Source organism: Paraburkholderia caffeinitolerans (genome assembly GCF_902859945.1).
GTDB classification, from domain to species: domain Bacteria; phylum Pseudomonadota; class Gammaproteobacteria; order Burkholderiales; family Burkholderiaceae; genus Paraburkholderia; species Paraburkholderia caffeinitolerans.
In genome coordinates this window covers 1-13,002 of the sequence record NZ_CADIKL010000007.1, presented here as the reverse complement: position 1 = coordinate 13,002, position 13,002 = coordinate 1, and the positions used below count along the sequence as shown (strand labels likewise).

Genomic DNA, 13,002 nt, shown 5'->3' with positions numbered 1-13,002 from the left:
GCTTGTGTTGCGGGTTTTGGGGTTGTGGGCTGGGCGCAGGGGTTTGGTGGACTCAAGTTGACTCCGGGCGCAACGGGCGCGCTGCGCCGCAAGTGGGTGCGTTGTGGCTGGCTGGCCGAGAGGGCTGTTAGTTGCGGTTTGCTTTACTTGTTTGATCGGCTAGTAGCCGTGGGTCACGAGCGAAAGCACTGAGAGATCGGGATGCGTGCCCTCGATGATGCTCCGGCCCACATGTGCCGCCTCTTCTACCGCTTCTTGCTCGCTGCGGAAGGTTTCCTCGCCGTCTGGGTGGTAGTGGATCGAGTGGCCCGGCAGTGTTACATCCGCGCCTGGATGGCAGACGTAGGCGGTGTAGGTGTAGCGCGTGCCGCCTTCCTGAACCGGCATCGCGCTGACGTGGATCTCGAAACCTTCGTAATCGACTTTTTGAGTCTCAAGCTGAGCGGCGGACATGGTGGTCTCCGAGGGACTGGGCGCGGGCGGGTGGCCCGAGGCATAGGGATTAGTTTAGGGCAACGGGACGGGTTGGGTTGCTGCGGTGCGAGGGCTCGCTGGAGCCGGTTTGTTTTGCTGTCGCCTAGAATCTTTGGGTGATCGGATTTGTTGTTTTGCTCATTTGTAACTGCTTGGGGGACGGATATGGCTACGGGTACTGTTCGGATTCATCGTGTTTTTACTGCGCCGCCGGAGCGGGTTTATCGCGCGTTTCTGGATGCCGCTGCGTTGGCTAAATGGCTGCCGCCGAATGGGTTTACCGGGACTGTGCATCAGCTTGATGCGGTTGTGGGTGGGAAGTATCGGATGTCGTTTACGAACTTCACTAATGGGGCTAGTCACTCGTTTGGCGGGGAGTATCTGGAGCTCGTGCCGGGGGAGCGGATTCGGTATACCGGCGTTTTTGATGATCCGAATTTGCCCGGGGTTATGGAGACTACGATTTCGCTGCGCGCTGTGTTTTGCGGGACGGAGTTGAATGCCGTGCAGGAAGGGATTCCTGAGATTATTCCGGTTGAGGCTTGTTATCTTGGGTGGCAGGAGTCGGTGGCGTTGCTGAAGACGCTGGTGGAGGCGGAGATTCGGGAGGGGTAGCCCTTGCGGCGAACGCGGGCCTGCCACTGAAGATCGCCTCGACGGGTGATAGATGCCATTCACTGCTCCTCAAGAGTTCCGTCCAAGGCTTCGACAGCCCGAGTGGCGCAAAATTGGCGCAATAAATCGAATCTACAAAAGAAAAAGGGCCTAGCCATCGGCTAAGCCCTTGATTCTATTGGTGGAGCGGATGAGGATCGAACTCACGACCTTCGCATTGCGAATGTAAAAATCACCCCAATAAATACAAGGCTTTTAGCATCTTTCTCGATTATTTGCCACAATATCGCCACACTCCATTCAAGCGAGCATCGAGAAATGCCGACCATCCGAAAGCGTGGGCAATACCAATGGGAGGCGCAGGTGCGCCGGCGCGGCTACCCCGCGCAAAGCAAGACCTTTACTACCAAGGCCGAGGCGGAAGCCTGGGCCAGCATGATCGAATCGGAAATGTCGCGCGGGGTATGGGTCAGCCGCAATGAGGCCGAGGCAACAACGCTCTATGAAGCGCTGAAACGCTACGTGGAAGAAATCTCGCTCTCAAAGAAGGGGGCGGCACAAGAAGCTTCCGTCTTAAAGATCTGCCAAGCCGCTGACTTGGCGAAGCGGCCGTTAGCCACAATCCGGAGCGCCGACATTGCGAAACTTCGGGATGAATGGCTTAAGGACTACAAACCTGCCACGGTACTGCGCCGCTTGGCTGTTCTTTCGCATGTGTTCAACGTTGCCCGCAAGGAATGGGGCATGGAAAGCCTGTCAAATCCAGTCGAGCTAATTCGGAAACCGCAACCGAATAACGCGCGGACGCGACGCATTGCCCTCGGCGAGCCCACGGCGGAAGTTCCAGACGCCGACAATCCCGAGTCAGAGCGGGGCGCGCAGGATGGCGAGCTCGAGCGGGTTGTCACGGCCAGCAACTCTGCGCTACTGCCCGCTATCATCTGGCTGGCCGTTGAAACGGCTATGCGCCGGGGAGAAATCGTTTCACTGCGATGGGAAGACGTGGATCTCAAGCGCAGAGTCGCGCATCTGCCAGCCACGAAAAACGGAGACGCCCGCGACGTGCCGTTGTCGCCCCGAGCTATCGCGGTTCTTCAAGGCCTGAAGGACAATCCCGCCGAAACCGAGGATGCCCCCAAAGTTGCCCCCACGAGTGACGGCGTAGGCGACGAAAAACGGAGAGTGTTCGAAATTCGCAGCGACGCAGTTACGAGGGCTTTTGAGCGTGCTGTAGCGCGGGCGCGTAAAGGCTACCTCGAGGAGTGCAGAGAAGCCAGCCGACGCCCCGATAGCAAGTTTCTGACAGACCTTCGCTTTCATGACCTTCGGCACGAAGCGACGTCGCGTTTGGCGTCGATCTTCCCAATGCACGAGCTAACGAAGATCACGGGCCACAAAGACCCTCGCATGCTGATGCGCTATTACCATCCACGCGCAGAAGATCTGGCAAAACGGCTGGAATGATTTCCGCAGCGGACATCAACTGGATTGTGATGACTGAACCCTAGTGAAGGCTCTGAGCTTGAAACTCAACATTCCCCAACTGACGTGCTGTCGGCCTCGGAGGCAGGAGGCCCTCGCCGCGTGGCGCCAGCTACCCACCATGCAGTGCAATAAAGGGCGGAAATTCGATAGACCTTCGGAGACTACTGCTGTTTTTGCAGTTCATAATATGTAAAGGGTGACGACGATCTAAATTGTTGCCAACAACAAGATAAATGAGCATAAAATATCAGAATGCTCAAACTGACCCCACAACAAGTTTCGGAGGTGGCGCAACTGCCCGACCAGACGCTCCGGCACTGGCGGAAGGTGCTGCCCCCACTCGTGGGTTTGAACGGATACGCGCCCTGTTTCTCGCCGGGCGACGCGTTGGCCCTTTTAGTCGTACGGCACCTCGTGAAGGCAATGGGTATCAGCGTTGCCACGCTGGCGCCCGCCTCGACTGACCTGTTCTCTCTCTGCCGCAGCACGAGCTGGCCGCTTCTGACCGACCGCCTATTGGTCGTGGACGTCGATAGTGGCTCGGTGCGCGTACTCGATCGGGACGCAAGTTTTATAACGCCGCTGATCGTTATTCCCATGCGCGCCTTTGCGGAACAACTGCAGTCAGCGTGGGCCAGCAGCTTCCCGTCCGACGACCAGCTTTCACTTCAATTTCCGTTGTCCATTGACACATCTCCAGCTCGGATAGCAAACGCATGACACAGTTAGCGCTGGATAGATCAGCTCATCGCGCCGCACCGGCGCTTTCCACGCAGGTTCTCGACGGCGTGGGCGCCGTAACGAGCGAATTCGGCCCGGTCTGGATCATCGAGGAGGTTGCCGGCCACCTTCGCAGCAACAGCAAGACGCGTGAGCCTGCGACCCTTCGCCTTTACCGGCTCGACGGCGATGTGCTGTCTTCGCCTCACGAACTCGGTCTTGACCAGGAGGGCTCGCGAGTCGACCTAGTCATGACGCTTCTTGCGCGCGCAAAGGCGAACATAGGGGTACTTGTCTGCAGCCACCGGACAGCCTCCGCCATGCAGCTTGCCGCCCGCCTTGAAGCTGACGCGGTGCGCTTGAACTACGTGTTGGAGATCGATGCGTCGCGTCGGCTCGCCTTCGCTCGCGCACGCGAAGGCGAACGCGATGTGACTCCCAGGGAACGGGCAAAGACTGCCAGCTGGCAGCCTGTTACGCTCAGCAGACCGGCGGGCAACAGTGAATGCTTTGCGGCTAACCTTGGGAAGGCGAAACTAGGCGAAGTTGAAGATCTGACGTGCTTCGCCCTCTCGATCGGCGGCATTCAGGGCGACAACCGCGGCACGCTGACGGGCGTCACATCGCTCAATCTAGACGAAACGCTGAAAAAGCTGGCCCAGCTGCTTGCATGGACACGCTGGATCCGCCTCGCCGTCAGGCGGGCGAACCGTCAGCGGCAAGTGCCAACCTCGTCGACGAGCGTACTCGCCGATGAGGCACGTTCAAAACCAACAGGCATTGACATATCGTTCAGGGCAAATCGCCGAACTGCAGAGGGCCGCGACAAGCGGGACGCCCAGCAGCGCTCGCTACTCCCCGATCATCCCCTGAACCTCAGGCGGCGGCTGACTCAGGAAAAGAAAATCCTGAACGTGGTCGAACTATTCGCTGGAGCCGGCGGCATGGGCTTAGGCTTTCTTGGCGCGCACGGGTCCGATGGACGCGGTTATCGGATCACGGGTTCTGCGGAAATACAGCCGATTTACACCCAGACGCTAAGGCAAAACCACGCTTACATGCAGGCCACTGGTCTAGTACAACCTGGTTCCACGCCCGCAGAATATGCTCCAATGGACCTCTGCTCGAGACAGGTCCGCGAGCGCCTAGAGTCGATGGCAAGGACGCAGGGTGACGTTGACGTACTCATTGGCGGGCCGCCCTGCCAAGGATTTTCAAGCGCGAACAGAAACAGCTGGTCCAGTTCAAACCCAAATAACCGGCTTGTGGACGCTTTCCTCGATTGTGTAGAGCACATGGCGCCGAAAGTCCTGCTCATGGAAAACGTTCAGGGCATTCTGTGGACGCCGCGCGACGAGAGCTCTTCTGACCTGAGCGTTGCTGCCCACGTGCTTGAACGGCTGGGCGACATGGGCTATCAGGTGTTTCCGAAGCTGCTTGATGCTGTCTGGTATGGCGCACCACAGAATCGCAATCGCTTCTTCCTGCTCGGAATCCATAGGGACCTTGGCTACAGCAGCGAAGAGTTCGGCGCATGGGGCCCCTTCCCGAAACCGACACATGGGCCTGGCACGGGCAAGGCGTTTGTCACGGTTAGGGACGCAATCGCCGATCTGCCCAAACTGGGCAACGGCGACGATATCGACGAGCGGCCATATGCGAGTGATGAGGACCGACTCTCACAGAACGCGTTCCTGCAGGCGATGCGCGCCGGTGCGCGGGCGGACGTCATCTGGGACCACGTGACCTCGCGCCATGCGGACTACGTCATCGAGCGATATAAGGCAATTCCACAAGGCAAGAACTGGGAGGCCGCACGCGAGCTCATGACAAACTACGCCGACGTGGAGCGTACGCACAGCAACATCTACAGGCGGCTTGCCTGGAGCGAGCCCGCTATTACAATTGGGCACTACCGCAAGAGCATGTTGATTCATCCGTCCCAGCATCGTGGACTGTCGCTGCGCGAGGCTGCCCGCCTGCAGTCTTTTCCCGACTGGTTCCGCTTTGCAGGCACACCGACGGGCACCGCCGGTGGTCTGATGCATAAACAACAGCAACTCGCAAACGCTGTCTGTCCGAGCGTCACCAAGGCAGTTGCTGAATTCATTCTCGACCTGTAACTGGGAGGGCTGTCGCATGCCACTGAGTAATGGACCCGATGACCAGATCGGTCTCATGGCGGAACAGATTTTTGATGCGGTGCGGGCCGGCCGCACGCCTGAAGAAGCTGCTGCGCGTCTTGCGGCATTTGCCAAAGCAGACCTTGTGGAGCAGGCGCTACAGCGATATCGCGATGCCGCGCGGCGTGTCTGGACGATGAAGGAGCCGGGCAGCATTCACAAAAAGCATTTCGATCCATGGTATCTTGGGCCCGACCCGTCAGACCGGTTGTGGCATTCCTACGCGAAATATCTTCGTGAAAAGGGTTGGAGCGAAGACACCATCAAGGACATCGACGATGCATCGACGCGCATCGTCTCGCTGATGGATCCGCCACAGAAGGCGCAGATTCGGACCCGTGGACTTGTCATCGGATATGTACAAAGTGGCAAAACCGCGAGCTTTACTGCAGTGGTTGCGAAGGCAGCCGACGTCGGCTACCGGTTTATCATCGTGCTGGCCGGGCTCAACAACGTTCTGCGCTATCAGACGCAGATGCGGATCGACGAAGATCTGGTCGCGGCAAACCCCGAGCACTGGATCACCGTTACCGACACTGAAGACGACTTCAATACCAACCGGAACGTCAATTCATTCCTGACTGATAGGCATGCCACGAAGGTTCTGGGGGTCGTCAAGAAAAACAGTAGCCGACTCACCCGCCTTCACAAGTGGCTTACGGGCGCGCGCCCGGAAGTGCTGCGGAGCTGCCCAGTTCTGATCGTTGACGACGAGGCCGATCAGGCAAGCCCCAATGCACACCCAGACCCGGAAGAGCGAACCAAGATCAACAAGTTGATCGTTAAGCTGCTGACGGACCTTCCCAAGGCGGCTTACGTCGGCTACACCGCGACGCCCTTTGCCAATCTCCTTATCGACCCGTCGACGCCCGAGGATCTTTATCCGAGCGACTTCATCGTCGACCTGCCCAAAGGCAAAGGCTATTTCGGCGCAGAGGAGGTCTTCGGGCGCGCTGCTCTCGACGAGGATGATGAACCTGTCGACGGACTCGATGTGTTCCGGCAGGTGCCGGACGACGAGGTGCCGCTACTGAAGCCGCCCAGCCGCGAAGCACGTTTCAACTTCGCGATTGAGATCACGCCGACGCTTCGGGAAGCGATGCTCTATTTCTGGATGGCGACGGCTGCACGATATGCGCGGGGCCAGCGCTCGAAACACGCTTCGATGCTTATCCATACGACTCAGTATGCCGCCGTGCATCTGAATTCGAAGCCAGTTATCGAGAGCTTCCGCGATGCGATGCGTTCGCTGCTTGACAAGGGCGCGGCGTCGCTCCTGGTTGAACTTGAGAGGCTGTGGGAGCGCGAACAGGCGAAGCTGCCTGCCGCGACGTTCGGCGTACGTCCGATCCCGTTCAAGGAAGTGCTCGCACATCTGCCGACGGTAGTCCGACTCACCGACGTCAAAGTGGAAAACGGCAGGAGCCCAATGCTGGATCGCGTGGACTACGAGGTCGATTCTGAAGGTAATGGCCGGGTGTACATCGTGATCGGCGGCAACGTTCTATCGAGAGGCCTGACGCTTGAGGGGTTGACCGTCAGCTTTTTTGTTCGGTCTGCTTCCGCCTACGACACGTTGCTCCAGATGGGCCGGTGGTTCGGCTATCGACCCGGGTATGCCGACCTCCCACGGGTCTGGACAACCAAAGAGCTTCGCGACTACTTCTACGATCTTGCCAGCGTCGAAAAGGAGATTCGATCCGATATCGCGCATTACAAGAGCGGGGCGATAACGCCGATGGACTTTGCCGTGCGCATCCGCACGCATCCCGCCTTGGCCATTACGTCGAAGCTCAAGATGCAGCACGCGGTAAAAGCGAAGATGGCATACAACGCGCGGGAAGTGCAGACGATCGTGTTCCGGCACAGGGATCAGGAGTGGCTCGATGGCAACATCAAGGCCGTACGCGATCTCGTCCAGGACATGACGGCAACTGGCATCCAGCCAACCACGCTCGCGGGAAAGCCTCACCACGTGTTTATCGACGTACCTGCGTCGATGATTCTAGATTTTCTCACCCGCTTTGCCATCGATCCGAGCAACAGTGAGATGGAAGCACCGTTGCTGCGCGGCTATATTTCCGCCCAGAACAAGCGAGGACACATCACCCAGTGGTCAGTAGCAATTGCGACGCGCGCGAACCCGCGACCGGAACTGGGCACGATCGATCTCGGCGTGGGTCTCGAAGTGCCGTTGGTCAACCGTGCGCGTTTTTTGCGCGATAGGAACCCGGAGGTCGTCGACATCAAGGCACTGATGTCGGAAACAGACGTCGCTGCCGATGTTCCTGTGGCAGCTACTGATCTGCGCAATCGCGACCGGGAGACGCTCAGACAGTTGCGCAATGAATACGCTGCCGATCGGGGACTGTTGATCATCTATCCCATCAGCAAGGACTCGCAGCCCCACCCTGACAGCAAGTTCAGGGCACCGCTGGAGGCTGTGCAGCACGTTATGGGCATTGCGCTCGCGTTCCCCGATGTGCCGCAGGAGGACCTCACGCCACAGGACTACGTGACGGTCGAGTTGCCGAATACCGGCAGCGAATTGATCGATATCGACGATCTGGAAGACATGGGCGAAACCGAGTAACCATAGGCGAAATTGAGCAATGACCCGTGACACCGCATGGCCAACCGATATCGCATGGAAACAGCTGGAGTCGCCGGGAGTGACTCCAACCAGGGGGGAATTCCGCGTTTTCGATACGGGGATTTCCACCCCAAATGGGAACGTGCTCCTTGCTATTGACGGTTCGGGTTTTCGCCACCTGCTGACGCCAGCGCCCGATACGTTTGAAGCCGCACACGACCGGCGCAGCGGCGGCGTGCATCTTGTCACCCGTGATCTGCTTGACGGATCAGCGCAGCGTCAATACATCGACCTGGCCTGTCAGAAGGAGCATTTGAATGCCGTATTCAGTCATATGGCAGACGAGGTGCTCACGGAGCTAAGTGTGAACTCCGGCGACGCGTTCCAGACCTGCCGGCGTACGCTACAACGTTGGCGCGAGCTCATGGACCGGGAAGTCTCGCCGGTCATGACGACCGAGGCGCTGTGCGGACTCTTCGGCGAACTATGGCATATGCGGGCAATTGCGGAGCGGGATCCATCCGGCCTATGCATCTGGCAGGGCCCGCGAGGTGCACGCCACGATTTCAGCGCACCTGGCGTTGCGCTCGAAGTGAAAACGACCTTACGCCGCAACTGGATGTTTCGCATTCACGGGCTGACCCAACTTGATGCGCCTGCAGACGCATCACTGTACCTTTGTGCAATGCGGCTGGAACTCAATGGTGCCGCAGGGATCACGGTGCCGGACCTAGTCCAGCAGATCATAGACCTTGGTGTGGACCGCCACGAGTTCGTTACCCTGCTCGCAGGGGTGGGATACCAGCTGAAGGACCAGATGCATTACGAACAATTCCGGTTCGAGCTGCTTGAGTGGCGACTGCACGAAGTCGTCAATGGCTTTCCGCGATTGACGACCGCTGACTTCGGCGCCTCGGCCCCCCCACACGGTGTCACGGAGATCGACTACACAGTGGACCTCGCTGCTCATGCAGCAGCGCCGTTGACGCGCACCGATCTGGACGAGCTACTTGGCGTGCTTGTGACAAATTCAAGGAACCCGGATGCCCCTTCCGCTAAGCCTTCACTCTGAGGTTTTTCCAGCGACGGGTGGCGCCTCGGCCGAGGGTATATCGAATCAGCTGGGACGCCCACGCGCCGACCGCTTCACGCTTCTTGTGCGGGAGGCAATCCAGAACAGCTGGGACGCAAGACTCGACGCCGCCGGCGGCGTAAGGTTCGAGATAACAGGTCGGCATTTGCCGCGCGATGCGCGGCAGGCATTGCTGGCCACGATATTCCAGGATGTCCCTGCGAACCTCCCCGTCCGGACACGATTGGCCGGCAACTCAGATTTTCCGGTCCTGGCGATCCGCGATTTTGGGACAAAGGGACTGGGCGGCCCGACACGCGGAAATATTGTTCCGCGTCCAGGCGAGCCGACCAACTTCGTTGACTTCATGCGCTACTCGGGCAGGCCGCCCAACCGGACGTACGGGGGCGGCACATATGGCTTTGGCAAGGCTGCCTACTTTCTCGCTAGTTCGCTTCGTACGATTTGTGTTCACACGCGCTTTGCCGGCCCAACAGGCGTGGAATCTCGGTTCATGGCCTCCGCGCTCGGCCCTCAGTTCGAGACGACAGGTCCCGACAGCCAACGCTACACAGGACGTCACTGGTGGGGCGGGCGGGCAGCCGACGGCGTTGTCGACCCTGTCGCAGGACATGACGCGGACGAACTCGCCCGGCTGCTTGACCCGGCAGTTCGAGAGTCCAATGCCACGGGGACGACCATCTATGTGCTGGGTCCCGAGTTTGGAGATACCTCGCCCGAGAGCGTGTTCGCTTCGATGGCCCGAACCATCGTCGAGTTTTTCTGGCCGAAATTGATTGACGGGGTCGATGGCGCGCCCTCGATGACGTTCGGCCTGCAGTGGCAGGGACACGACATTGTCCTGCCAATCAACGAGCCTCAATGGGCGTTGCTTAACCATGCATTTCTCGCAGCTTCGGGTGGTGCACCGACGGATTTCGGAAAGGTACATTCCATTTCGTCGCAACGGCCCCGACAGGATTTGGGAAAGCTTGCGTTGATGCGCAGGCCCGCCAATTCGGTCAGCGTCGGTGGCAGCACGACCAGCGAAAGTGCGGAGTCAATATCTGGCAGGAGAATTGTCGAATTTCCGCTTCGCCATATTGCGCTCATGCGGGCGCCCAACTTTGTCGTCAAGTACATCGAGGGGCCTCCGGCACCATATGGTCTTGCCGAATACGCCGGCGTATTCCGTGTGGACTCCCGGGTTGACGCTGCGTTTGCGCGCTCGGAGCCGCCAACGCACGACGATTGGGTGCCTGACCAGCTCGAGGCTACGGCGGAAAGAACATACGTCCGCGTGGCGCAGCGTCGCATCAAGGAACTCGTAGAGGCTTTCGCTGCGCCGTTCAGTGTTGAGCCTGGAACGACGGACGCACGCTCCGTGCTTGGATTTTCCACCATGCTGGGCGGGCTGGTGCCTTCCCTCCACGATGACGGCGGCCCGTCTGCGTCAAGGAATGGCGGAACGCCACGGCGGCATCCTTCTGCCTCCCCAACCGATGCGCGCACAAACTTCATCGGCGAACCCGAACTTGCCTTGATCAACGGTATCCCGGCGATGGTGGCCCGTTTCGAAGTACTGGGCAGACCCGGGCGGACAGCCACGATCAAGGCTCTTTCCCGCGTAATGGTTGCTGACGGCTTTGAAACAGAGCCACCCGAAGGAGCAGACATTCCTCGCGTTCTGGCCTGGCGGACACCCGATGGCTCAGTGTGCTCAACGGGATCAAGCTGCACCGTTCAGGTTGCCAGCGGGACGTGGAGCGTGGAAGTTAGCATTCCTTCTGATGCAATGACGACGCTTGCACTCGAGATCGAGGCTGGACCATGAAGGCCGCCACAACTATGCCCTATCGATGCGCGAACTCCGCCCGGCTTGGCGGCGGTTCGTGGGAAATCGTCTCTGCTAATGCTCCGGGAGCGACCGCGTCCAGCCCAATTGAAATAGACTACCTATCGACGATCCAGGTTCGCCGGCAACTGTCAGTTGACGCGGAAGGAGTGCGGCGAGATTGCGGCCTCCCGGAGCACGTGCCCCTGCTCGTTTCGGCAAGCTGGTCAAGTGCTGGCACTTTTGTCAAACGTTGCCTCGCGCAAATCGAGCTCAGCGACCGGGACATTCATCAGCGCATCGATCTATCTGGTGAGATACCGGGCGCCGAGGTCGCCGGAACTCTTCAGATTGAGACGTCCATCTTGCTCGCTCGCGACAATGCGCAGGCCGCCGCTCTCATCGCGAAGTACGCAGGAAGCGTCTTGGCACGCGATCGCCACGCAGTGTGCTTGGACGAGTCGACGTCCCGATTCCCGGTTGAAATTGTCGACTTTAACGCGGTCTTCTGGGCAAACCCCGAGGCGGGTTGGCGCCTTTCTTGGAACAGCCTTGATATGGAGGCTCCATTTCTTCGGTCGGTTCGGCTTTTCGTCAATGCGGGACACGCACGTGTCGTTCAAGCGGTGTCCGACGAACCGCCCTCGCCCGAAGCAAAAGCCATCCGCGACGCCATCTATTTCGACGTGGCAAGGAGCCTTATCCTCGGGGCACTGAGGAACGACGAGTTCGTGTCGCGCGAAGGAAGTTACGGCGATGGCACCTGCGGTCGTGCGATTTATACACTCATCCAGCTCCTTTTCCCGGGCGACGGGCTTGATGGGCTGAAAAGCGCCGCAGAACAGCGGCCAGAACAGTTTGGCAGCGATCTCCAAGGCAAACTTCGGGTTTTCTACTCTTGAGCACCCTTCTCTTTCCACAATTGCCCCATCACGCTGCACTGCGGACAGCCGCAGCAATCTGCAATACCAGCGTCGATGGATTGGCAGCGCAGGCACACTTTGAATGCGACGAGTGCGAATACACACCTACGGGCGGATCACGCGCGACGGTTGACGTAATCACGGCCCTGCGCACTGAGGTTCTTGATTTGGCCAAGGCGCACGGCTACCCGGGGTTTCCCAACCAGCTTCAGGCCGCAACGTTCGATGCCAGACTCACGCTGATGCTTTTCGCGCACATGCCCATCGCGCCTGCCGAAGCGGCGAGAGGTGGAGTATGGTCGTTCCTCGCGTGCGTCGTCCTGCCGGACGTCGTGCGCTGGCGCTTCGGCAGTGTCGATTCGGCAACGTCTCTCGAGCGTTACCTGTCAGGGCGCAGGAATACGTTTCAACGACTGTGGTGGCGAGCGTTCTATCTCGGCACGCGCCCGCACGCGAGCTACAGCGTTGAACAGCTCGTACACGCACTCGGTGAAGACGAACTGGTCCAAGTGACAGAACGACCATCGCTGGCAGGCATCGAGGGGCTTGCGGCAGCCGTGGCCGCCGGTATGCTCGATGCACGCATCAAATACCAGGGCCTTGCCCGGCGGCACTTGATGCGTGAGGCGCAAAAGCGGCTCCTTCGACTGTCGTCGTTCGTGAGCCTAGAATCGATTTCAGCGGAAAGCCTTGACCAACACGTCGCCCAGATTTTCGAGAAGGTCGCGGAGTCGTTTGCCACGACGTAAGGACCACACTGAGAGCCACGATGGTAGACAACATGACGCCCGAGCAACGGCGCGCCACGATGTCGAAGATTCGAGGTCGCGATACCAAACTGGAATTGCTCGTTCGACGCGAACTCCATCACCGCGGCCACCGATTCAGGGTTAATGCTACGTGGCTCGTTGGAAAGCCGGATATCGTCTTCACCCGGATCAAGCTCGCGATTTTCGTCGACGGAGATTTCTGGCACGGATGGAGGTTCCACGGTAAGCGCCCGGCAAAGGCACCCCTCAGCCTAAATTGCCGTCAATCAGGCGGCGGCAGGCACCCATCGATGCGGTAGAAGTGCGGCGATGTCATCGGCTTGATGAGTAGGC

11 protein-coding genes are annotated in these 13,002 nt (G+C 59.2%); 10 read left to right on the top strand and 1 reads right to left on the bottom strand.

Annotated features, from left to right (window positions below; all coding sequences use genetic code 11):
* Positions 1 to 159 precede the first annotated feature (159 nt).
* Positions 160 to 453, bottom strand: a complete 294-nt coding sequence (locus HV773_RS08710; RefSeq protein WP_129560972.1) for a hypothetical protein — start codon at positions 451 to 453, stop codon at positions 160 to 162.
* A 186-nt stretch (positions 454 to 639) separates the two neighbouring features.
* On the opposite strand from HV773_RS08710, the gene HV773_RS08705 reads away from it, so the two are divergent.
* The 10 genes from HV773_RS08705 to HV773_RS08660 all read left to right on the top strand — a co-directional run bounded on the left by HV773_RS08705 (position 640) and on the right by HV773_RS08660 (position 12,968).
* A complete protein-coding gene (locus HV773_RS08705) occupies positions 640 to 1,089 on the top strand; it encodes an SRPBCC family protein (RefSeq protein ID WP_129560971.1) in 450 nt (149 codons plus the stop codon).
* Positions 1,090 to 1,407: 318 nt separating this feature from the next.
* A complete protein-coding gene (locus tag HV773_RS08700) occupies positions 1,408 to 2,553 on the top strand; it encodes a site-specific integrase (protein ID WP_175194855.1) in 1,146 nt (381 codons plus the stop codon).
* Between the two features lie 273 nt (positions 2,554 to 2,826).
* On the top strand, positions 2,827 to 3,294 hold the full coding sequence (locus HV773_RS08695) for a MerR family transcriptional regulator (protein ID WP_175194853.1): 468 nt from the start codon (positions 2,827 to 2,829) through the stop codon (positions 3,292 to 3,294).
* Positions 3,291 to 5,417 carry a DNA cytosine methyltransferase gene (locus HV773_RS08690; protein WP_175194851.1) on the top strand — a complete coding sequence of 709 codons (2,127 nt, stop codon included), beginning with the start codon at positions 3,291 to 3,293 and terminating at the stop codon, positions 5,415 to 5,417. The genes HV773_RS08695 and HV773_RS08690 overlap by 4 nt, the downstream gene beginning before the upstream one ends.
* A 55-nt stretch (positions 5,418 to 5,472) precedes the next feature.
* Complete coding sequence (locus HV773_RS08685) at positions 5,473 to 8,070, top strand: Z1 domain-containing protein (RefSeq protein ID WP_175194849.1); 2,598 nt, start codon at positions 5,473 to 5,475, stop codon at positions 8,068 to 8,070.
* A gap of 19 nt (positions 8,071 to 8,089) precedes the next feature.
* Complete coding sequence (locus HV773_RS08680) at positions 8,090 to 9,142, top strand: PD-(D/E)XK motif protein (protein WP_175194847.1); 1,053 nt, start codon at positions 8,090 to 8,092, stop codon at positions 9,140 to 9,142.
* Positions 9,114 to 10,976 carry a hypothetical protein gene (locus tag HV773_RS08675; RefSeq protein WP_175194845.1) on the top strand — a complete coding sequence of 621 codons (1,863 nt, stop codon included), beginning with the start codon at positions 9,114 to 9,116 and terminating at the stop codon, positions 10,974 to 10,976. Before HV773_RS08680 ends, HV773_RS08675 begins: the two co-directional genes overlap by 29 nt.
* A complete protein-coding gene (locus tag HV773_RS08670) occupies positions 10,973 to 11,878 on the top strand; it encodes a hypothetical protein (RefSeq protein WP_175194843.1) in 906 nt (301 codons plus the stop codon). The genes HV773_RS08675 and HV773_RS08670 overlap by 4 nt, the downstream gene beginning before the upstream one ends.
* On the top strand, positions 11,875 to 12,648 hold the full coding sequence (locus HV773_RS08665; protein ID WP_175194841.1) for a DUF6339 family protein: 774 nt from the start codon (positions 11,875 to 11,877) through the stop codon (positions 12,646 to 12,648). Before HV773_RS08670 ends, HV773_RS08665 begins: the two co-directional genes overlap by 4 nt.
* A 20-nt stretch (positions 12,649 to 12,668) precedes the next feature.
* Entirely contained in the window at positions 12,669 to 12,968 is a 300-nt protein-coding gene (locus HV773_RS08660) for a hypothetical protein (RefSeq protein WP_175194839.1), read from the top strand.
* The last annotated feature ends 34 nt before the right edge of the window (positions 12,969 to 13,002 follow it).

Coding starts and splice junctions, on each gene's coding strand:
- HV773_RS08710 (WP_129560972.1), bottom strand. CDS start 453: ATGTCCGCCGCTCAGCTTGAGACTCAAAAAGTCGATTACGAAGGTTTC.
- HV773_RS08705 (WP_129560971.1), top strand. CDS start 640: ATGGCTACGGGTACTGTTCGGATTCATCGTGTTTTTACTGCGCCGCCG.
- HV773_RS08700 (WP_175194855.1), top strand. CDS start 1,408: ATGCCGACCATCCGAAAGCGTGGGCAATACCAATGGGAGGCGCAGGTG.
- HV773_RS08695 (WP_175194853.1), top strand. CDS start 2,827: ATGCTCAAACTGACCCCACAACAAGTTTCGGAGGTGGCGCAACTGCCC.
- HV773_RS08690 (WP_175194851.1), top strand. CDS start 3,291: ATGACACAGTTAGCGCTGGATAGATCAGCTCATCGCGCCGCACCGGCG.
- HV773_RS08685 (WP_175194849.1), top strand. CDS start 5,473: ATGGCGGAACAGATTTTTGATGCGGTGCGGGCCGGCCGCACGCCTGAA.
- HV773_RS08680 (WP_175194847.1), top strand. CDS start 8,090: ATGACCCGTGACACCGCATGGCCAACCGATATCGCATGGAAACAGCTG.
- HV773_RS08675 (WP_175194845.1), top strand. CDS start 9,114: ATGCCCCTTCCGCTAAGCCTTCACTCTGAGGTTTTTCCAGCGACGGGT.
- HV773_RS08670 (WP_175194843.1), top strand. CDS start 10,973: ATGAAGGCCGCCACAACTATGCCCTATCGATGCGCGAACTCCGCCCGG.
- HV773_RS08660 (WP_175194839.1), top strand. CDS start 12,669: ATGGTAGACAACATGACGCCCGAGCAACGGCGCGCCACGATGTCGAAG.